Source organism: Rhodovarius crocodyli (assembly GCF_004005855.1).
Lineage (GTDB): Bacteria > Pseudomonadota > Alphaproteobacteria > Acetobacterales > Acetobacteraceae > Rhodovarius > Rhodovarius crocodyli.
This window is the reverse complement of record NZ_SACL01000015.1, coordinates 47,495-67,863: the sequence shown is the minus strand read 5'-3', so window position 1 is coordinate 67,863 and position 20,369 is coordinate 47,495. Positions and strand designations below refer to the sequence as shown.

Genomic DNA, 20,369 nt, shown 5'->3' with positions numbered 1-20,369 from the left:
CCGAGCACTGGGTCGTGGTGAACGGCACCGCCATCGTCGAGCGCGACGGCGAACGCATCATGCTGCGCGAGAACGAAAGCGTGTACCTGCCCCTCGGCTGCGTCCACCGCCTCGAAAACCCCGGCAAAATCCCCCTCACCCTCATCGAGGTACAGGTCGGATCCTATCTGGGAGAGGACGACATCGTGCGCATCGAGGATACATACGGGCGCGCTTGAGTGAGCATCGCCGCCGATATCTCGGACTATCTGGCGGGCATCCGGCACGCGCGTTCGCCCTCGGGCGTCACGCGCGTGCAGACGCGCCTGCTGGCGGCCGATGGCGGCGCCTTCACGCTGGTCGCCCATGATGCCGGCAGCGACAGCTGGCGCGAATTTCCCCGCGCCTTCTTCCTGCGCCTGCTGGCCGCCACCGACGGCCCCGGCGGCGCCAAGGCGCCCGAATGGCAGGCGCTGGTCGATGAGGCGGAGGCCGCACTCGCCGCCGCCCCCCGCCATGTCTGGCAGCAGGGGGAATGGCTGCTGGGCATCGGTGCCGCCTGGTGGCTGCACGGCCATGCGGGCCGCATCCTGGCCGCCAAGGAAGCCCACGGCATCCGCTATGCCAGCTTCGTCTACGACCTGATCCCGCTGCTGGTGCCCGAGCATTGCGAGACGAAGCTCGTCCGCAACTTCACCCAGCATTTCGCCTCGCTGTGCCTGCTGGCCGACCACGCCATCTGCATCAGTGAGGCCGTGCGCCAGGATTTCGAGACCTGGCTGCCGCGCCTCCTGCCGGGCCTGCATATCCCGGCCAGCGTGCTGCCGCTGGATGCGCGCTTCGACCCGCCGGCCGAGCCGGGGATGGCGCCGTCCGAGCCCTTCGTGCTGGCCGTCGGCACGGTGGAATCGCGCAAGAACCAGCTGGGCCTGCTGCGCGCCTGGCTGCGGCTGATCCGCGAATACGGGGAGGACAACACGCCCCTGCTGGTGGTGGTGGGCGTGCATGGCTACCTCTCGGGTCAGGTGCTGGGGCTGGCGGAAGGCTCGCCCGAACTCTCCCGCCGCGTGGTGTTCCGCCCCGGCGTCACGGACCAGGAACTGGCCGCGCTCTATGCCGGCTGCCTGTTCACCGTCTTCAACTCCCACGCCGAGGGCTGGGGCCTGCCGGCCACCGAAAGCCTGGCCTGGGGCAAGGTGCCGGTGCTGGCGGATGTGCCGGTGCTGCGCGAATCGGGCGGCCCGCACGCGGTTTATGTGGAGGCCGAGAACGTCCCTGCCCTGGCGCGCGCGCTGCATGGGTTGATCGCCGATCCGGCCGGGCTGCATGCGCGGGAACAGGCGCTGCGCGCCGGCACGCGGCTGCGCGAATGGCCGCAGCTAGCGGCGCAATGCGCGGGCTTCCTGGCCGCGCCTGCGGCGGCGCTGCCGCTCGACCGCGCCTTCCTGTCGCTGGGCCAGGAGATTCCGGGCGGGCTGCCGCCCATGCCCCCCCTGCCCGCCCTGCCGCCCGTGCAGCAGAGCATGGGCCCGCTGCTGCGCCTGGGCGCCGGATGGTCCTGGCAGGAGGATTGGGGAAGCTGGTGCTGCGCGCCGGGCGGCGTGTCGCTGCGCCTGCCGCTGGAGGCCGATTCGGCCGGACAGGACATCACCGTCCTGCTGGAGGTGAACGCCCCGCCCGGCGGCCATTCGGGACGCGCACGGGCGGGCGACGGCCCCTGGCGGGAATGGTGGCTGCCCGCCGGCGCCCCCGGCCTGATCCGGGTGGATGCGGTGGTCCCGCGCCACGGCCCGCTGCTGGTCGAGATCGATATCGGCCCGGGAGTTTCCTGCCCGCCGGACCACCGGATGCTGGGCTTCGGCCTGCGCGCGCTGCGCCTGGTCTCCCGGGCCGAGGCACCGCTGCCGCCCGAGGCACCGCCCGCCCCGGCGCCGCCCCCCCGCAAGCCGTGGTGGCGCTTCTAGCCGCCGACGGCCGACAGCACTTCTTCCTCCGCATTCAGGTGCAGCGCCAGCAGCGCCTCCAGCGCGAACAGGCTGCGCCTGAGTTCGGGCGCGGCCTGGGCCCAGCCCCCGGGCGCGCGGGCGATCTCCAGCAGGGCGCCGATGCGGGCCACCAGCGCCTCGATGCCGGCATGCATGCGCACCAGCGCGGCCATGGGGTCCTGCCCGCCCAGCTGCCGCGCGGCCTCGGGGTACAGCGCGCGTTCCTCCTCGCGCTGATGCGGCAGCAGGGCCGCGCGCAGATCCGCTTCCAGCGCGACGAGCAGGGGCAAGGCCTCCGGGGTGCCGGTCACGGCCTCGCCGGCCTCACGCAGGCGTTCCAGCAGGCGCTTCAGCCCCGCATGCTCGGCCATGCGCTCGGCCAGGCCGCTCTGGGCCGGAAGCTGGGCCTGGCCGGCCTCGCCGGGGCCGGGGCGCAGCGCCAGCAGGGCGAACAGGATGGCACCGATGTCGATCCCCTCCTGCACCAGGGCGCCCGCCAGGGGCGGCAGATGGCCGAGTGCCGCGGCCAGCATCGCCAGCCCCGACAGGCCCATGCCCAGCGCGATGGCGCCGAGGGCGATGCGGCGGGACCGGCGGGCGATGGCCACCGCCTCCGCCACGCGGTCCAGCCGGTCCACCACCAGCACCACGTCGCCGGCCTCGGCGGCGGCGGCGGTGCCCTGCGCGCCCATGGCGATGCCGACATCGGCAGCGGCCAGCGCCGGGGCGTCGTTCACGCCGTCGCCCACCATGGCGGTGGGCGCGCGGGCCTGCTCCTGCCGCACCACCTCGATCTTGCGGGCGGGGCTGCATTCGGCCAGCACCTCATCCAGCCGCAGCGCGGCGCCCACGCTGTGCGCGGCCCCGGCCCGGTCGCCGCTGACCATGACCAGCCGGGCGATGCCCAGCGCCCGTAGTCGCCGCAGGGCGCCGGGCGCCTCGGGCCGCAGCCCATCGGCCATGACGAAGGCGGCCACCGCCCCGTCCTCCGCCGCCAGCCAGGCGACGGAACCCGCCGCCGCCGCTACCGCCGCCAGCCCCGCCAGCCGGTCGCCCTGCGCGATGCGCAGTTCCTGCAACAGCATCGGGCTGCCGAGCACATAGCGCCTGCCCCCGAGCATGGCCGACAGCCCCCCGCCCGGGTGTTCCACCAGCCCCTCCGGCAAGCTCAGCGCCAGGCCGCGCGCCCGGGCGGCGGCGGCCAGCGCGGCCGAGACGGGATGGGTTGAGGATTGGGCGAGGCTCGCGGCCAGGCGCAACGCCTCCTCGCGCGGCAGGCCGGGGATGGTCTCGATGGCGGCCAGCGCCGGGCGGCCGGGGGTAAGCGTGCCGGTCTTGTCGAACAGCACCGTGCGCACGCGTGCCAGGCGCTCCAGCGCGCCGCCGCCCTTCACCACCACGCCGCGCCGCGCGGCCCGGCCGATGCCCGCCACCAGCGCAATGGGCGCGGCCAGGATCAGCGGGCAAGGCGTGGCCACCACCAGCACCGCCAGGGCGCGCAGCGGGTCGCCCGTCAGCAGCCAGGCGCCGCCCGCCAGCAGCGCCGTCAGCCCCACGAAGCCCAGCGCCCAGCGATCGGCCAGCCGCGCCAGGGGCGGGCGGGTTTCGGCCGCCGCACGGGTCAGGCGCAGGATGGCGGCATAGGTGCTGGCCTCAGCATCGCTGGCCGCCCGCATGCGAAAGGGGGCACCCGCATTCACCGCGCCGCTGCGCAGCCCCGCCCCCTGGGCGAAGCGCGCCGGCAGGGGCTCCCCGGTCAGGGCGCTTTCGTCCAGCGTGGCCTCGGCATCCAGCAATTCGCCGTCGGCGGCCACCGTCTCTCCGGGTCGGACCAGCAGCGTGTCGCCGGGGCGGATGGCGCTGGCCGGGATCTCCTCCAGCCCCGTGGGGCCGAGCCGCGCGGCACCGCGCGGTGCGCGGGCCATCAGTTCATGCAGGGCGCTGGTGGCGCGGCCCTCCGCCCAGGCTTCCAGCGCCTCGCCGCCCGCCACCATCAGGCCGATCAGGGCGGCGGCGGCGGCCTCGTCCAGCAGCACCGCGACGAGGATGGCGGCCAGCGCGATGACATCCACGCCCAACTGTCCGCCGGCCAGCGCGCGCGCCACCCCCAGCCCCACATGCGCCGCCACCGGCAGGGCGGCCAGCGACCACGCCACCCGCGCGCCCAGCGGCAGCCCCGCCAGATGCAGCGCCAGCCCCAGGGCCAGCCCCGCCAGCACATAGCCGAGCAACAGGTAGCGACGCATCGACAGCCCCGGTTCGTTACGGGGACGCAGCATGCCCCGGCGGCGCGACCGGGGCCACCGTCAGGCGGGCACCAGCCCGTGGCGGCGCATCAGCGCCTGCATCGCCGCGGGGTCCGGCGGGCCGGGCCGGGCCAACAGGGCGGCGGTCTCCTCGAAATAGCGCCGGCCGATGGAACCCGGCGTCAGCACCACCAGCACCTTGGCGGGTTCGGGCAGCAGGTTTTCATGGTGATGCACCACCCCGCGCGGGATCAGCAGGCTATCGCCGGGGCGGATGGCGAAGCGTTCCTCCCCGCGGCGGGATGCCAGGCAACCGGAAAGCCCGTAGACCGCCTCATCCACGCGCTCATGGAAATGCGGCGCGGGCACGCGCGCGCCGGGCGGCACCGTGAACTCGAACATCACCAGATCGCCGCTGCCGGTCGTCTCATCGGCCAGGAAACGCAGTTCCAGCGCACCGATATGCACCACCGGGTGCTGGCTCGGGGGTGGGAGGGGTTCCATGTCGTCGCCTCGTTTTGTAAATTATTTTTACGTCTGCTGAGTAGAAAAGGTCCCCCAGTGCCGTCAAGCGTTTCGATCCCGGATGCACCGCCCTATGTCGGCGCCCTGCTTCGCATGGGCTGGCAGCGGGTGCGCGACCGGGTCGATGCCGCGATCGCCCGGGCGGGCTTCACCGACCTGCAGGGCGCGCAGCTCTCGGTATTCTCCTATCCATTGCCGGAGGCCGGGCGCCCCGCCGACCTGGCGCGGCGGCTGTCCATCTCACGCCAGGCCATGAACCACCTGCTGGGCCAGATGGAGGCCCAGGGCTATCTGGAACGCCGCATCAAGGGCCCCGGTCCGCGCCGCCTCGTCTACCTCACGCCGCGCGGGGAAGCCGTGGCCGCCGTGATCTTCGCCTGCCTGCAGGAAATCCAGGCCGAATGGGCGGCAGAGGTCGGCGAGGAACGCTTCCGGGACTTCATAGCCATGCTGCGGCGGTTCGCGGGCGCGGAAACCGGCTGAAGCCGCTTGCCGCTGCGGGCCGCCGCCGTCATCCTGCCGCCATGACCGAGATCAAGCCCAACGCCGCCCATTGGGGCTTCTTCGACGCCGTGATCGACAAGGGCCGCGTGACGGAGGTGCGCCCCTTCGGCCCCGATCCCGCGCCGCCGGTGCTGCTGCGCTCCATGGCCGATGCGGTGCATGCGCCCAGCCGCATCGACCAGCCCTATGTCCGCAAGGGCTGGCTGCGGGGCGAACGTGCCGGGGCCCCGCGCGGTGGCGATGCCTTCATCCCCGTCAGCTGGGACAAGGTGACGACGCTGATCGCCGGGGAAGTCGCGCGCATCCGCGCCGAGCACGGCGACGAGGCGATCTTCGGCGGCTCCTACGGCTGGTCCTCGGCCGGGCGCTTCCACCACGCCAAGTCCCAGCTGCAGCGCTTCCTGGCGCTGGGCGGCGGCTATACCAGCAGCGTCAACGCCTATTCCTATGCCACCGCCCAGGCGCTGCTGCCGCATGTGCTGGGCACGAATGAGGTGCTGCTGGGCAAGGTCACGGGCTGGGACGCCATCGCGCGGCACGCGAAGATCATGCTGTGCTTCGGCGGGCTCGCGGCCAAGAACGGGCTGGTCAGCGCCGGCGGCGCGGGCGCGCATGACTACATCCCCAGCATGCGGCGTGCCGTGGCGGCCGGGGTGCGGCTGGTCAATATCTCCCCCTTCCGAGGCGACACCGAGGAGGAGCTGGGCGCCGATTGGATCCCGATCCGCCCCGGCACCGACACCGCGCTGATGATGGGTGTCGCGCATGAGCTGATCGCGCTCGGCCGGCCGGACGAGGCCTTCCTGGCCAGCCATTGCGTGGGCTGGGACAAGCTGAAGCCGACGCTCGCCGACCGCAGCCCGGCATGGGCCAGCGCCATCACCGGCGTGCCGGTCGAGACGATCCGCACGCTGGCGCGCGACCTCGCCACCCTGCCCTCCATGCTGACCTGCGCCTGGTCCATCCAGCGCGCCGACTATGGCGAGCAGCCCTATTGGATGCTGGTGGCGCTGGCCGCCATGCTGGGCACCATCGGCAAGCCGGGCCAGGGGGTCGCCTTCGGCTACGGCTCGATCAACGGCATGGGCACGACCTCCCGCCGCGATCTCCCCTCGCCCTCCCTGCCTTCCTCGCCCAACCGGGTGCAGCGCTTCATCCCGGTGGCCCGCATCGCGGACCTGCTGGAGAACCCGGGCGGCACCCTGCCCTATAACGGGCGCGACCTGCCGCTGCCCGATATCCGCATGGTGTGGTGGGCCGGCGGCAACCCCTTCCACCACCACCAGGACCTGAACCGCCTGCTGCGCGCCTGGTCGCGCCCCGAGACCATCGTGGTGAACGAGCCCTGGTGGACCAGCGTGGCCCGCCATGCCGACATCGTGCTGCCGGCCACCACCACGCTGGAGCGCAACGACATCGGCTCCGCCAGCCGCGACCGCTACATCCGCGCCATGCACCAGTGCGTGCCGCCCCAGGGCCTGGCCCGCAACGACCACGACGCGCTGGCCGACATCGCCGACGCCCTGGGCTATCGCGAACGCTTCACCGAGCAGCGCGACGAGATGGCCTGGGTGCGCCACCTCTATGAGCGCTGGCGCGTCAATTCCGGCCGCATGGGCTGGGAACCGCCGAGCTTCGAGGAGTTCTGGGCCGAGGGCCATGTCGAGGTGCCGCGCGCCGACGCCCCCTATACCCAGTTCACCGATTTCCACACGGACCCGCAGGAACACCCCCTCGACACCCCAACCGGCAAGGTGGAGCTGTGGAGCGAGACCATCGCGGCCTTCAACCTGCCCGACTGCCCGCCGATGCCCAGCTGGCTGCCGCCGCGCGAATCGCTGCTCTCGGCCGCGGAGGACGAGCTGCACCTGCTCTCGCTCCAGCCGCCCACCCGCCTGCACGGGCAGCTGGACATGGGCCGCGTCGCGGCCGAGGCGAAGATCCAGGGGCGCGAGCCCATCACGATCTCGGCCGCCGATGCGGCGAAGCGCGGGCTGAAGGCGGGCGACATCGTGCGCATCCACAATGCGCGCGGCGCCTGCCTGGGCGGGCTCAAGATCCGTGAGGACCTGCTGGAAGGTGTCGCCCTGATGGCCACCGGCGCCTGGTTCGACCCGCTGGAGCCCGGCGTGCCGGGCAGCCTGTGCGTGCACGGCAACCCCAATGTGCTGGCGCCCGACATCGCGACCAGCACGCTGACCCAGGGGCTGTCCGCGCAATCCTGCCTGGTGCGGCTGGAACGCTGGGAAGGCCCGCTGCCGCCCGTGAAGGTTCATGTGCCGCCGCCGATCGAGCTGGAGTGACCCCATTGCCCGGGAAGGCCTGCGGGCCGATATTCCGGGCATGAACCGTCGCGGTCTTCTCCTCGCTTCCTCCGGCGTTCTCGCCGCCCCGGCCCTCGCCTCCGCGCAGGGCCTCTCCAGCGGTGGCCTGCAGGCCCAGCAGGGCACCTCGGTCGCCGGCGGCTGGCGCCTGGACGTGCTGGCCCGCTGGGGCGACCCGGTGCTGTCGGATGCCCCGGCCTGGGCACCCAACGCCCCGGATGCCGATGCCGTCTCCGCCCAGTTCGGCTGGGATGCGGAACTGCTGGCCGTATTCACCCCGCCGCGCGCCACCGACGGCGTGCCGCGCGCCGTGGTGGCCGTGGCCCATCCGGGCGTCGACCCCGCCATGGCCTACCCGGACGGCCGTGACCGCCCCGACGTCTCCGCGGCCATGCAGGGCGTCTCGATCATCAACCTGGAGAAGCGCGGGCGCGCCTGGGTGCTCTCCTCGGGCGGCTATCAGTCGCGCCATCTGGGCGCGCGCACCCTGTGCCGCGCCGACGGGCCCGCCGCAGAGCAGCTGGGCGGCGCCATCAACGGCATCTATGGCGCGGGCGCCGGCTGCGGCACCGCGGACCGTCTGTTGCTGGCCGAAAGCGAGGCCAGCGACTGGACCAACCGCCTGCCCGGCCGCATCACCGCCGCCCAGGGCTGGGTGGTCGAGGTGAACCCCTTCGAGCCCTCCGACATTCCGGTGAAGCGCACGGCCCTGGGCCGCGCGCCGCAGGCCATCGCGGCGCAGGTCTCGCCCGAGGGCAAGCTGGTGGTGTACCTGGCGCACCAGACCGGCCTCGCCCGCTTCGTCTCGGCGGAGGCCGCGACCTCACCCGACGCGCTGGCGGCCGGCACGCTCTCGGCCGCGCGCTTCAACGGCGCCGACGTCACCTGGGCGCCGCTCGGCGCCGATGCCTGGCAGGACCTGCCGGCCGCCCTGGCCCAGGCCGGCGCCCGCCCCCTGCCGGCCGGCGCCAGCCTGGCCATCGTGGCGGATGCGCTGGTCGTCGGCGCGCCCGGCCAGGGTGCCACCGGCCTGCGCGGGGTGGTCGATACCTCGCGCGTCACCTCCCTGCTGCCGGCCGGGATGGCACCGGGCCTCTCGGCGCTGACCGGGGACCAGCGCGGCCAGCTCTGGATCGGCAACGACGCGGGCTACGGCTACTCCTCGACCGTGATGACCCCCGATGGGCGCCCGGCGCTGGTGATGCCGCGCGGCGCGCGCGTGGGCGGGCTCGGCCTGTCGCCCGACGGCGCGGCACTGTTCACCTGCATCCGCACCCCGGGCGCCGAACCCGGCCGCAGCTACAGCCGCCCGGCGACCCGCTGGCCGGACTTCACCCCCGGCACCCCGCCGCGCAGCGCGCTGGTGGCGATCGAACGGGGGTAAGGTGGAACCGGGGGTTTCACCCCCGGACCCCTGACCAGGGCTTTGCCCTGGACCCACCAAAGGCCGAAGGGCCTTTGGAAACCGGGCGCTGAAAGTTTGGGGAAGGGGCACAGAGCGCGCTCTGACCCCGCGCTCGTTTTCAGCCCCTTCCCCAAACTTTCAGAAGACTCGAGTGGGTCCAGGGGCCACAGGCTCCTGGCGGGGGTGCCGGGGGCAGCGCCCCTGGCTCGGGGTCCGGGGGCGCCCCCCCCGGCTCACCTCACCGCCGCTCCAGCCGCCTCAGCACGGCGCAGAGGCGGGAGAAGCAGAGCCAGAAGGCGCCGTGGCCAGGGGCGTCGTCGGGTTTGCCGTTCACCAGCGGTTCGCCCCGGCGCAGCAGGCCCAGGCGTGCTTCCATGCGGCCGCGCATGTTCTCCAGGAAGGCATCGCCGGCCGAGAGGTATTGTTCCAGCAGATCGGCGCTGAGGTCGATTTCCTGCCGGGCCTGGCCGTTGAGCGAGTACCGTTTCCAGCCGCGTGCCTCAGCCAGCATGGCCAGGTGCAGCTTCTGCTGTTCGGCCAGCAGCCGCGCCAGCCGGGCGCGGGTTTCGCGCAGCTCCTCTGCCGGGTCCGTCAGGGCCGTCGGTGGCGTCATGGCGCTTCCTCCAGCCTCGCAGCCTGCACCCCGATGTTTAAGGTTGTATGAAGCCCTTCCGCAGCCGGGCCGACTGGGGCTAGGCTGCCCGCATGCAGCTCTCAATGCCCGAGGAAATCGTCCTTCTCCTGCTCGATGACCGCACGGGGCGGCCTGTCGGGCTGCCGCCGCCGGCCGCGGATTACGCGATCGCGGGCGCGGTGCTGATGGAGCTGTCGCTCCGTGGCGCCATCGACACCGACATCGAGCGCGTGGTCGTGACCGATGCCAAGACCACCGGCGATGCCGTGCTGGATGAGGCGCTGGAGATGATCTCGGCAGCCCCCAGCATCGAGGACAGCCGCCACTGGATCGCCGAGCTCGGCCTGAAGGGCGAGCATTTCCGCGATGTGCTGCTGGAGCGCCTGACCAGGCACGGCGTGCTGAAGCTGGAGGAAGGCAAGTTCCTCTGGGTGTTCTCCGACCGCCGCTACCCCAAGGCGGCCGAGGGCAGCGCCGAGGTTAAGGAAGTGCGCGCGCGCCTGCGTGACCTCATCCTCTCCGACGATATCCCCGAGCCGCGTGACGCGCTGCTGGTGGGCCTGTGTCGCGCCACGGGCCTCGTGCCCCTGCTGCTGACCCCGCCGGAGCTGGAGGAGACCACCGCCCGCGTGGACCTGATCGCGGATCTGGAGGAGCTGAACCGCTCCCTGTCCGAGGTGATCCGCCAGGTGCAGACCTCCATGGTGGCGTTCGGCGGGCTGGCCTAGCCGCATTATTGGTCAATTCCGGCGCGGGGCCGCCCCGCACCGGCCTGCCCCGGCTTTTCAAGCCCGCGCGAATCCCGGAACCTCCGCCTGACACAGGAGGTTCCTATGCCCGCCCAATATCACGTCCCGGCCACGCCCGAAAACGTCCGCTTCGGCAGTTTCGACGCCAGCTTCGCCCCCGTCCTCACGGTCGAGAGCGGCGATCTGGTCGTGCTGGAGACCATGTCCGGCGGGCCGGAGCAGATGCCGCCCGAGGGCAGCGGCCTCTCCATCCCGCCCAAGCTGCTGGCCCTGCACAAGGCCCATGCCGACGGGAAGCTCCCGCGCCTCGGCCCCCACCTGATCACCGGCCCCATCGCCGTGAAGGGCGCCGAGCCCGGCGACACGCTGCGCGTAGACATCGAGAAGATCGAGGTCGGCAATGACTGGGGCTTCTGCGGTTTCCGTCCGCTCGGCGGCACCATCCCCGAGGATTTCCCCTATCGCCGCGTCATCCACATCCCGGTCAACCATGACGAGCGCACCTGCACCGTGCCCATGGGCGGCGGCATCAAGCTGCCGCTGGCGCCCTTCTTCGGGGTGATGGGCGTGGCCCCGCCCAAGGATTGGGGCAACATCTCCACCAAGGAGCCGCGCGCGCATGGCGGCAATCTGGACAACAAGGAGATGCAGGCGGGCAGCACCCTGTTCCTGCCGGTGCATGTGCCGGGCGCCATGTTCAGCGCCGGCGACGGGCACGGCCTGCAGGGCGACGGCGAGGTGTGCATCAACGCGCTGGAGATCTGCCTGACCGGCCATTTCCGCCTGACGCTTGAGAAGGCCACCAACCAGGTCTATCCGCGCGCCGAGACGGCCACCCACTACATCACCATGGGCATGCATGAGGACATGGACGAGGCGATGAAGAAGGCGCTGCGGGAGATGATCACCTTCATCACCAGCCGCACCAACCTCTCGGCCGCCGACGCCTATCAGTTCTGCTCGCTGGCGGTGGACTTCCACGTGACGCAGAGCGTGAACGGCGAGAAGGGCGTGCACGGCCTGCTGAAGAAGGGCCTGCTGTTCTAAGCCAGCAACAGGCGGGCGGCCTCGCTTTCCAGCGCGTCGCCCGCCGGGCCTTCGGCGAACCCCGCCACCACGCTGACGGTATCGGGGCGGCGATAGGCCACGATGGCGCTGCCCGGCCCGCCGCCCGTATGGCCCTCCATGCGGATGCCGGGCGCGATCTCGCCCGCCATCAGCCCAAGCCCATAGCCGGGCGTGAGCCATGGCCGGCCCGGCAGGGCCCCGCCCACCGGCTCGGCCGCGCGCATCATCGCCAGCAATTCGCGCGGCAGCAGCGGGCCGGTGAACAGGCGGTGCAGGAACAGCGCCATCTCCTCGACCGGCCCCATCAGCAGCCCGTGATAGACCCAGCCCGGGTCGTAATCCGGGTGCCCCGGCACGCCGGGGGCATCGGCCAGGGCGGTGGCCGTGAGGCCCAGCGGCCCCAGCACCAATGAGCGGATCGCGGCCGAGAACGGCATGCCCATGCGCGCCTCCACCAATTGCCGCAGATGCATGTAGCCGATGTTGGAATAGCTGAAGCCGGCTGCCGGCGGCGCCAGGAAGGCGGCGCGCGCCAGCATCTCCCCGGCGGACCAGGCGGGCCCGCCCTCCGCCACCGCCGCGTGATACCCGGCAAGCCAGCCGTAATCCGGCAGCCCCGCCCGGTGCAGCAGCAGGGCGCGCGGCGTGGCGCCCGGCACAGGCAAGGGCTCGTCCAGCGCCACCAGCCCATCCCGAGCCAGGGCGAGCACGCCGGCCGCGATGGCGGTCTTGGTCAGGCTCCACCAGGGCCGCCTCGCGCCGTCATCGGCACCCGCGACGGTCAGGCCGTCGCGCCACAGGATCATCGACATCGCCGCAGATTGGCCCGGCGGGCGCGGCGCGGCTATGGGTTGGTCGCCAGGCAACCTGCCAGGAAATGCCCGGCCATGGCCGCGCCCTCGGCCGAGATGGCGTGGTCCAGCCCCGGGATGATGCGGCATTGCACCCGCACCCCCAGCCCGCGCAGCGTCTCGGCCGCCTGCTCGCTTTCGGCGGGCGGCATGACCGGGTCCAGTGCGCCATGCAGCAGCAGCACGGGCGTGCCCGTCGCGGGCGCCAGCGGCGGGGGCGTGGCCAGCCTGCCGGAGAAGGCGACCACCGCCCCCACCGGCCAGCGCCCGTCGGCCAGCCCGTCCAGCGCCATGATCGCCCCCTGGGAGAAGCCGACCAGCGCCACCCCCCGCAGGTCATCGACATGATGCCTGGCCAGGATGTCGTTCAGCACCGCATCGAAGCCCGGCCGCGCCGCGGCGACGCGCGCGGGCCGGTTCTGTGCCGTCACCCCGGCCACACTGAACCATTGCCGCCCCGCGCCCATGGGCTCCGGCCCGTCGGGCGCCTCGAAGATCGCGCCCGGCAGGCTCTGGCCCCAGAAACCCGCCAGCCGGCCGATATCCGCGCCGTCGCTGCCCACGCCGTGCAGCAGGATCACGAGCGGCCGCTTCATGGCATGAGCCACGGCAGCTCCGGCCCCAGCGGCACGATGCCGGTCGGGTTCAGCGCCTTGATCGAATAGTAGCCGCGCTTGATGTGATCGATGCTGACCGTCTGGCGGATGCCGGGCACCGCCAGCATGCGCGCCATCCAGGCGCTGAGCGCGGGGTAGTCGGCCAGCCGGCGCAGGTTGCACTTGAACAGGCCATGATAGGCGGCATCGAAGCGCACCAGCGTGACGAACAGCCGGATGTCGGGCTCGGTCAGCGCCTCGCCCAGCAGGAAGGGCCCGCCCTCCGCCAGCCGGGCCTCCATGGCATCCAGCGTGGCGAACACATCGGCGAAGGCCTCGGCATAGGCAGCCTGGGTGGTGGCGAAGCCCGCGCGGTACACGCCGTTGTTCAGCGTGTGGTACAGGCGCCCGTTCAGCGCCTCGATGGCCGGCAGCAGTGCCGTGGGGCGCAGCACGGGGCCCGAGGCCAGGGCGCCGAAGCCGCTGTCGAACATCGCCAGGATGTCGGCCGATTCATTGTTCACGATGGTGCCGAGCTGCGTGTCCCACAGCACGGGCACGGTGGCGCGCCCGGTGTAGTGCGGGTCCGCGCGGGTATAGAGCTGATGGATATGCCCCGCCCCGGTCAGCGCGTCGGGCGCGGCGAAGGCCCAGCCCTCGTCGCCCAGTTCGGGCTCGACCACGGAAAGCCCCACCACCGCCTCCAGCCCCTTCAGCCGGCGCGCGATCAGCGCGCGGCTGGCCCAGGGGCAGATCAGCGCGACATAGAGGTGATAGCGCCCGGCCTCGGCCTTGAAGCCGCCCTGCCCCGTGGGCCCCGGGGCGCCATCGGGTGTCACCCAATGACGGAAGCCCGAGACCTGGCGCACGAAGCCGCCCTTGGCGTCGGTGGCTTGCACGGGTTGCCAGTCGGCAGCCCATTTCCCGTCGACCAGCATGGCTCAGATCGCGGCCAGGGCGATGGGGGTGCCCCAGGGGTCGACCAGGGCGGCGGCGGGCTGCGCCGCCAGGCGCTCCGGCGAGAGCAGCAGCCGAAGCTCCGTCAGGCCGGTCGAGGGCATCTCACGCACCGGCGCACCCCGGCTGCTCCAGATGTTGGTGGCCAGATGGTGGTGATAGCCATCCGCCGAATAGAAGGTGCCGCCCGGATAGCGGCAGGTGATGTCGAGGCCGAGCGTGCCGGCATAGAAGGCCTCGGCCGGCGGCAGCGCGCCCACCTGCAGATGGACATGGCCAATGCCTGAGCCCGGCGGGAAGCCCTTCCATTCGCCGCCGGCGCCGGCGGCGTAGAGGTTCTCCAGGTCGAGCGGCTCGGTCGCCATGCGCACCTGGCCGTCCTGCCAGGACCAGCTTTCCTTCGGGCGATCGGAATAGATCTCGATGCCGTTGCCCTCGGGATCGGCCAGATAGAGCGCCTCGCTGACCAGGTGGTCGGACGCGCCCTGCAACGGGGTGCGCAGACGTGCCCCATGCCCGAGCCACCGGCCGAGATCGCCGCGCGACGGCAGCAGGAAGGCGGTGTGGAACAGGCCGGCCTCGCGGTGGGTGCGGGCCCGGGCCGCCTTGTCCAGCCGCAGCTCCAGCAGGGTGCGGTCGCCCACACCCAGGCTGGCGGAGGCGGCATCGGCGCGCAGCAGGTGCAGGCCGATGACGCGCTGGTAGAAGTCGCTGGTCACATCGAGGTCATGCACGGTGAGCGTGACCTGGCCGATCGCGAGGCTGGGCGTGGACATGGCGGAACTCCTCGTTACTTGGTGAATGTGGGGCGCAGCGCGCGGGCGCCGTCGCCGATCAGGGCCAGCGCCAGCAGGCCGACGATCCAGAAGGCGGGGAACTCCCAGCCGCCGCCCTGGGCGGTGAAGAAGAAGCCTGCCTTGCCGTGCACGGTGAAGATGGCCCCCAGCAGCACCGGGACAAGCGCGATGGCCACGGCGCGGGCATAGATGCCCAGGATCAGCGCGACGGCGCCCAGCACTTCCCAGGCGATGGTGACATAGGCGAGCCAGCCCGGCAGGCCGAGGCTGCCGAAGAAGCCCGCGGTGCCGGCGGGGGTGAAGACGAAGATCTTCAGCCCGGCATGGGCCAGGAACAGGATGCCCAGGCTGAGGCGCAGCAGCAGCGCGGCATAGGGGGCGGTACGGGGGTCGGTCACGGCTCTCTCCTTCGCGGAAGCGGTGCCGTTGAGATAGACCTTCCAGGACCACGCACTATCCGCGAATATCGGGATTGTTCCCTTCCGATACGGAAGCAATGCCACGCCATCCCTGATCCCATGCCGGCGTGCCGCGAAAACAGGCCGCGAGGAAATCGACCAGCACCCGCACCTTGCCCGCCAGGTGCCGCCCGGGCGGGTAGAGCGCGTGGAGGGCTGAAGGATGGTCCTCGAAGGCTTCCAGTACCGGGCGCAGCGTCCCGGCCCGGAAGGCGGGGCCGGCGATGAAGCTCGGCACTCGTGTGATGCCGAGCCCGGCGACGGCGGCCGCCGTGCAGGCCTCCGCATTGCCGAAGCGCAGCCGCCCGTGCATCGGCACCACCACCGGCCTGCCGTCGCGCAGCAGGCGCCAATTCGCCGGGTCCCGGAAATTGGTGTCGATCACGGCGTCATGGCCGGGCAGATCCTCGGGGACCTGCGGCGTGCCCCGGCGCCCGAGATAGGCGGGGGATGCCGCCAGCACGATCCGCACCGGGCACAGCCGGCGCGCCATCAGGCTGCTGTCGGCGGTGGTGCCGATGCGGATGGCGGCATCGAAACCCTCATCCACCAGGTTCACGGTGCGGTCCGTGAAGCTGACATCCAGCTCGATCGCCGGGAAGGCATGGGCGAAATCGAGCAGCGGCGCGGCCAGCTGGACGGTGCCGAAGGAGAGCGGCGCCGTCAGCCGCAGCCGCCCGCTGGGCGCGCCGGAGGCATGGCGGATGGAGGCATCGAGCGCGTCGAACTCCTCCAGCAGCGGCTTGATGCGGGCGTGATAGGCCTGCCCCAGCTCGGTGGGCGACAGGGCGCGGGTGGTGCGTTTCAGCAGCTGCACGCCCAGGTCGCTTTCGAGGCGGGAGACCAGCTTGCTGGCCTGCCCGCTGCTGGTGCCCAGGCGCTGCGCGGCGGCGGCGAAGCTGCCCAGTTCCAGCACCGCGACGAACATGCGGTCGCAATCCAGCCGTTCCATAGCGCAGCCCCGGAAGGAATAAGGCCCCTCCTTACCCCTTCCCGCCCAAGGCGGAAACAATCACGGCGGGCCGAACAGCGCCCGCAACCGCGCCCAGCCCCGCGCCCGCCAGGCATCCCGCAGCATCGATGCCCATTCCCCCAGCGCGATGCGGAAAGGGTTGTGGCTGGGTGGGCGGCCGGCCAGCCCATAGCGCAGCGCCTCGGCCGGTGCCTCGGCGAAGCTGCCGAACAGCCGGTCGAACACGATCAGCACCCCGCCATAGTTGCGGTCCAGGCAGGCCTGGTTGCTGGCATGGTGCACGCGATGATGCGCCGGCGTGTTCAGCACCCATTCCAGCACGCCGAGGCGCGGCACCAGCTCCGTATGGATGAAGAACTGATAGGCCAGGTTCAGGGCCAGCGCGCCCAGGATCATCAGCGGATGAAAGCCCAGCAGCGCCAGCGGCAGCATGAACAGCACATGCCCCGACAGGCCCGCCGTCCAGCCCAGCCTGATCGCCGCCGTCAGGTTCAGCCGCGTGCTGGAGTGGTGCACGGCATGGGTGGCCCACAGCCAGCGGATGCGGTGGGACGCGCGGTGATGCCAGTAGTAGAGGAACTCCGAGCCCAGAAAGAGGCCGAGCAGCGCCAGCCAGTGGAATTGCGGGAAATCCAGCAGCCGGTGCCGCCAGGCGAGTTCCAGCGGCACCGCCACCAGCCCCGCCTGCGCGGCGCGCAGCAGGTTCTGGCCGAGCGCCACGCCCAGGCTGGCGGCGGTTTCCCGCCAGTCGTGGCTGTCATGGCGCAGCAGGCGTGCCGCGGCGAATTCCAGCGCCATCGCACCCAGCGCCACCGCCGGCACGCCCAGCAGCAGCGGGTACGGAAGCTGTTGGGCGAGCATGGCCATGGCGCTACCGCGTGACGGAGCCGGTGCGCGTGCGGGTCTGCCCGCCCGGGCCCGTGGTGGTGCTGGTGCCGGTGCAGCTGCCATCGGCGCAGCTGGCGCTGCCGCTGCGGTTCACGCTGTTGCCGCCGGGGCCGGTGCGGGTGATGGAACGGGCGCAGCTGCCGCCGTTGCACCAGCCCGACGCATCCACCGTGCTGGTGCCGCGCGGGCCGGTGCTGCTGGCGCGCCGTTCATAGGCGCCGGCATCGCCGGCCGCGCCGAGCCCGACGGTGAGAACCAGGGCGGCAAGGGCAAAGGTCTTGGTCATCGGCTTGTCTCTCCTGGCCGGTGCCCCGATGGCGCCGGCCCTGGGCGCACCCTGCCCGCCCCGCGTCATCGCCCGATCAATGCCGCGCATCGTTTGGCCACCATGCGTCAACGGCGTGTAACAACGTGTCAAAACAGGGCTTTCCCGCTTGCCAAGCGGGTGCCGCCATCGTGATTTTGCCGCCATGGAGCACAGCGCGCCCACCCTGCTGATGGTCGAGGACGATCCGGAGATAAGCCGCCTCGCGGCCGCCTTCCTGCGGCGGGAAGGCTTCGCCACGGAGCTGGCCGAAAGCGGAGCCGCGATGGATGCGGCACTCACGCGCATACGGCCCGACCTGATCATCCTGGACCTGATGCTGCCCGGCGAGGACGGGCTGTCCATCTGCCGCCGCCTGCGGCAGAGCCATGACGTGCCCATCCTCATCCTCTCGGCCAAGAGCGAGGAGGTGGACCGGGTGATCGGGTTGGAGCTGGGCGCGGATGACTACCTGACCAAGCCCTTCGGCCCGCGGGAGCTGCTGGCGCGCATCCGCGCCCTGCTGCGCCGCGCCCAGGGGCGGGTGACGCAGGGGCGGGTGACGGAGGGCGGCACCAGCCCGGCCCGCCGCTATGGCTTCGACCGCTTCGTGATCGACCTCGACGCCCGCGCCTTCGAGACGGAAGCCGGCGAGGCCGTGGCGCTGACCACGGCCGAGTTCGACCTGCTGGCCTGCCTGGCGCGCCACCCGCGCCGGGTGCTGACGCGCGACCAGATCCTGGATTTCACCCATGGCCGCGCGGCGGGGCCCTTCGACCGCACGGTGGACATGCTGATCAGCCGCCTGCGGCGCAAGCTGGAAGGCGCGAGCCCTGGATCGGGCCTGATCACCACGGTGCGCAATGGCGGCTATCTGTTCACCGCCCATGTCAGGCGGCTGGGCGCATGACCCGGCAGCTGACCCTGCTGATGCGCCTGGCGCTGATCGTGGCCATGGCGCTGAGCGTGGTCTGGATCCTGATGATCGGCGCCTATTTCCGCCAGGACTTCGCCCAGCGCATGGCGCTGCGCCCCGCGCCCGAGCGCATCGCGGCCCTGGCCGGGCTGCTGGAGGGGCTGCCGGCCGAGGGCCGCGCCGCGCTGCTGCTGGCGGTGGGCACGGAGGAGTTCCAGGTCCATCTCGTGCCCGCCGGAGAGGCCGTCCCCCCGCGCTACGACGCGGCCCTGCTGGCCGGCTATGCCGCCGCCATGCCGGGCCGCGCGCTCTCCCTCGCGCAGCCGCCCCTGCCCGACCGCTGGTTTCCCCGCCTGTCCAACCTGCCGCGCAACGCCATGCAGCTGCGCGTCGGGCTGGCGGGCGGGCAGGTGCTGGTGGTCGATACCCGCGCCCCGGTGCCCGTCACCGCGCTGGGGGTGCCGGTGGGCTTCGGTGCCGGGCTGTTCGGCACGCTGGTGGCCCTGGTCGCGCTGCTGATCATGCAGCGGGAAACCCGGCCCCTGGCACGGCTGGCGGCCGCCGCCGACAGGATGGACCTGGCAGGCCCGCCCGTGCCCCTGCCCGAAGTCCGCCGCAGCGCGCCCGAGATCCGCGCCGTGGTCGGCGCCTTCGCCCGCATGCAGGAAAGGCTGTCGGGGCTGTTGCAGGCGCGCATGGCGCTGCTGGGCGGCATCGCGCATGACGTGCGCAGCTTCGCCACCCGCCTGCGCCTGCGCATCGACGCCCTGCCCGATGCCGCCGAGCGCGAACGCGCCGAGACCGATATCGCCGACATGATCCGGCTGCTGGACGATGCCCTGCTGTCCAGCCGCGCCGGCGCGGGCGAACTGGCCCAAGAAATGGTGGAGCTGCCCGCCCTGCTGCGGGCCGAGGTGGATGACCGGCTGGCCCAGGGCGCGCGCGCCACCCTCGCGCTGGACGTGCCCGAATGGCTGGTGGTGCTGGGGGACCCGCTGGCCCTGCGCCGCGTGGTGGCGAACCTCGTGGGCAATGCGCTCGCCTATGGCCATGCCGCCCATCTGGGCCTGCGGACCGAGGGCGAGGAAGCGGTGCTGACCGTGGACGACGAGGGGCCCGGCATTCCGCCCGACCAGCGCCTGGCGATGCTGGAGCCCTTCACGCGGCTCGATGCCTCCCGCAACCGGCGCACCGGGGGCGCGGGGCTCGGCCTCGCGATCGCGCGCGGGCTGCTGGAGGCGCATGGCGGGCGGCTGGCCATCCTCGACGCCCCGGACGGGGGCGCGAGGATGGAGGTCCGCCTGCCGGTGTTCCGCTGAGGCCTACTTGTCCAGCACGGCCCAGCGCTTGTCGAACTCCCACACCTCGGGGAAGCCCATCAGCTCGCAGATGCGGGTGAAGCCGTAGCTTTCCTGCGCGGGCAGGCCGTTGCTGTCGCCCATCTGCTTCAGGTGGCTGAACGCGCGCTCATAGGCCGCGGCCGCCGCCAGGAAGCCCACCGCCGGGTAGATGGCGATGCCGTAGCCGATCTCGGCCAGGCGCTGCTTGGAGAGGATGGGCGTGCGCCCGCCCTCGACATTGTTGGCCAGCAGCGGCTTGGTGGTGATGGAACGCCCGATCTCCACCATCTCGGCCTCGCTCTCGGGGCTTTCGATGAAGACGATGTCGGCACCCGCGTCGCCGTACATGCGGCCGCGGCGGATCGCTTCCTCCAGGCCCAGGCTGGTGCGCGCGTCGGTGCGGGCCACGATCAGGAAGTTGGGGTCGGTGCGGGCTTCGACCGCGACCTTGATCTTCAGCACCATCTCCTCGGCGGGGATAACGCGGCGGCCCGGGGTGTGGCCGCACTTCTTCGGCACTTCCTGGTCTTCGAGCTGGATGCCCGACACGCCGCCGGCCTCATAGCCCTTCACGGTGTAGCGCACGTTCAGCAGCCCGCCGTAGCCGGTGTCGGCATCCGCGATCACGGGCGTCCTGGACATCTGGGCGAAGCGGCTGACGCGGCTGACCATGTCGGTATAGGTCGCGATGCCGGCATCGGGTTCGCCCAGATGCGAGGCGACGGTGCCGAAGCCCGTGACGTACAGGCAGTCGAAGCCCATGCCATCAGCCACCTTGGCGGAAATGCCGTCATAGATACCCGGCGCGACCACGAACTTCTTCGCGTCGAAGGCGGCCTTGAGGGAGGGTTTCGCCATGCTTGATGCTCC

At 72.1% G+C, this 20,369-nt stretch carries 21 protein-coding genes; 9 read left to right on the top strand and 12 right to left on the bottom strand.

Going from position 1 to position 20,369, the window contains the following annotated elements; genetic code table 11:
* Positions 1-218, top strand: a 218-nt coding sequence (locus EOD42_RS24455; protein WP_127790220.1) for a cupin domain-containing protein, incomplete at its 5' end; no start/stop codon positions are given.
* Positions 219-1,943 carry a glycosyltransferase family 4 protein gene (locus EOD42_RS24450; protein ID WP_127790219.1) on the top strand — a complete coding sequence of 575 codons (1,725 nt, stop codon included), beginning with the start codon at positions 219-221 and terminating at the stop codon, positions 1,941-1,943.
* Here EOD42_RS24450 and EOD42_RS24445 read toward each other — a convergent pair.
* A complete protein-coding gene (locus EOD42_RS24445; protein WP_127790229.1) occupies positions 1,940-4,210 on the bottom strand; it encodes a heavy metal translocating P-type ATPase in 2,271 nt (756 codons plus the stop codon). The genes EOD42_RS24450 and EOD42_RS24445 overlap by 4 nt on opposite strands.
* A gap of 60 nt (positions 4,211-4,270) precedes the next feature.
* Positions 4,271-4,714 (bottom strand): cupin domain-containing protein, encoded by a 444-nt coding sequence (locus EOD42_RS24440; protein ID WP_127790218.1) that lies wholly within the window; start codon positions 4,712-4,714, stop codon positions 4,271-4,273.
* A 57-nt stretch (positions 4,715-4,771) separates the two neighbouring features.
* On the opposite strand from EOD42_RS24440, the gene EOD42_RS24435 reads away from it, so the two are divergent.
* From EOD42_RS24435 to EOD42_RS24425, 3 genes are read left to right on the top strand one after another with little or no spacing between them, the layout of a single operon-like run.
* The gene (locus EOD42_RS24435) at positions 4,772-5,218 is read left to right on the top strand and encodes a MarR family winged helix-turn-helix transcriptional regulator (protein ID WP_206020456.1); all 447 of its coding nucleotides are present in this window, start codon (positions 4,772-4,774) and stop codon (positions 5,216-5,218) included.
* 41 nt (positions 5,219-5,259) lie between these two features.
* The gene (locus EOD42_RS24430) at positions 5,260-7,542 is read left to right on the top strand and encodes a molybdopterin-dependent oxidoreductase (protein WP_127790216.1); all 2,283 of its coding nucleotides are present in this window, start codon (positions 5,260-5,262) and stop codon (positions 7,540-7,542) included.
* A gap of 40 nt (positions 7,543-7,582) precedes the next feature.
* Positions 7,583-8,947, top strand: a complete 1,365-nt coding sequence (locus tag EOD42_RS24425) for an alkaline phosphatase PhoX (RefSeq protein ID WP_164868110.1) — start codon at positions 7,583-7,585, stop codon at positions 8,945-8,947.
* A 259-nt stretch (positions 8,948-9,206) separates the two neighbouring features.
* On the opposite strand, the gene EOD42_RS24420 is transcribed toward EOD42_RS24425, so the two are convergent.
* Entirely contained in the window at positions 9,207-9,581 is a 375-nt protein-coding gene (locus tag EOD42_RS24420) for a hypothetical protein (protein ID WP_127790214.1), read from the bottom strand.
* A 92-nt stretch (positions 9,582-9,673) separates the two neighbouring features.
* Between EOD42_RS24420 and EOD42_RS24415 the strand changes: the two genes are divergently transcribed.
* Both EOD42_RS24415 and EOD42_RS24410 read left to right on the top strand, forming a co-directional pair.
* Positions 9,674-10,330, top strand: a complete 657-nt coding sequence (locus tag EOD42_RS24415) for a GOLPH3/VPS74 family protein (RefSeq protein WP_127790213.1) — start codon at positions 9,674-9,676, stop codon at positions 10,328-10,330.
* Positions 10,331-10,435: 105 nt separating this feature from the next.
* Positions 10,436-11,398 (top strand): acetamidase/formamidase family protein, encoded by a 963-nt coding sequence (locus EOD42_RS24410; RefSeq protein ID WP_127790212.1) that lies wholly within the window; start codon positions 10,436-10,438, stop codon positions 11,396-11,398.
* Here the strand turns inward: EOD42_RS24410 and EOD42_RS24405 are convergent.
* Genes EOD42_RS24405 through EOD42_RS24370 form a run of 8 tightly spaced genes read right to left on the bottom strand, consistent with a single transcriptional unit; the run spans position 11,395 to position 17,225 of the window.
* The gene (locus tag EOD42_RS24405; RefSeq protein WP_164868109.1) at positions 11,395-12,231 is read right to left on the bottom strand and encodes a serine hydrolase domain-containing protein; all 837 of its coding nucleotides are present in this window, start codon (positions 12,229-12,231) and stop codon (positions 11,395-11,397) included. The genes EOD42_RS24410 and EOD42_RS24405 overlap by 4 nt on opposite strands.
* A 32-nt stretch (positions 12,232-12,263) precedes the next feature.
* Positions 12,264-12,866, bottom strand: a complete 603-nt coding sequence (locus EOD42_RS24400) for an alpha/beta hydrolase (protein ID WP_127790210.1) — start codon at positions 12,864-12,866, stop codon at positions 12,264-12,266.
* Complete coding sequence (locus tag EOD42_RS24395) at positions 12,863-13,765, bottom strand: glutathione S-transferase family protein (protein ID WP_240655282.1); 903 nt, start codon at positions 13,763-13,765, stop codon at positions 12,863-12,865. Before EOD42_RS24395 ends, EOD42_RS24400 begins: the two co-directional genes overlap by 4 nt.
* Positions 13,766-13,807: 42 nt before the next feature.
* Positions 13,808-14,599: a VOC family protein gene (locus tag EOD42_RS24390; protein ID WP_127790208.1), complete on the bottom strand. Its 792-nt coding sequence runs from the start codon at positions 14,597-14,599 to the stop codon at positions 13,808-13,810.
* Positions 14,600-14,613: 14 nt separating this feature from the next.
* Positions 14,614-15,018, bottom strand: a complete 405-nt coding sequence (locus EOD42_RS24385) for a DoxX family protein (RefSeq protein ID WP_127790207.1) — start codon at positions 15,016-15,018, stop codon at positions 14,614-14,616.
* Between the two features lie 55 nt (positions 15,019-15,073).
* Complete coding sequence (locus tag EOD42_RS24380; RefSeq protein WP_127790206.1) at positions 15,074-16,030, bottom strand: LysR family transcriptional regulator; 957 nt, start codon at positions 16,028-16,030, stop codon at positions 15,074-15,076.
* 60 nt (positions 16,031-16,090) lie between these two features.
* The gene (locus tag EOD42_RS24375) at positions 16,091-16,918 is read right to left on the bottom strand and encodes a sterol desaturase family protein (RefSeq protein WP_127790205.1); all 828 of its coding nucleotides are present in this window, start codon (positions 16,916-16,918) and stop codon (positions 16,091-16,093) included.
* A gap of 4 nt (positions 16,919-16,922) precedes the next feature.
* Complete coding sequence (locus tag EOD42_RS24370; protein WP_127790204.1) at positions 16,923-17,225, bottom strand: hypothetical protein; 303 nt, start codon at positions 17,223-17,225, stop codon at positions 16,923-16,925.
* A gap of 184 nt (positions 17,226-17,409) precedes the next feature.
* On the opposite strand from EOD42_RS24370, the gene EOD42_RS24365 reads away from it, so the two are divergent.
* Together EOD42_RS24365 and EOD42_RS24360 are read left to right on the top strand one after the other, a co-directional pair.
* Positions 17,410-18,153, top strand: a complete 744-nt coding sequence (locus tag EOD42_RS24365; RefSeq protein ID WP_127790203.1) for a response regulator — start codon at positions 17,410-17,412, stop codon at positions 18,151-18,153.
* Entirely contained in the window at positions 18,150-19,478 is a 1,329-nt protein-coding gene (locus EOD42_RS24360; RefSeq protein ID WP_127790202.1) for a sensor histidine kinase, read from the top strand. Before EOD42_RS24365 ends, EOD42_RS24360 begins: the two co-directional genes overlap by 4 nt.
* 3 nt (positions 19,479-19,481) lie before the next feature.
* Here EOD42_RS24360 and EOD42_RS24355 read toward each other — a convergent pair whose 3' ends face one another.
* Positions 19,482-20,357 (bottom strand): isocitrate lyase/PEP mutase family protein, encoded by an 876-nt coding sequence (locus EOD42_RS24355; protein ID WP_127790201.1) that lies wholly within the window; start codon positions 20,355-20,357, stop codon positions 19,482-19,484.
* Positions 20,358-20,369 lie beyond the last annotated feature (12 nt).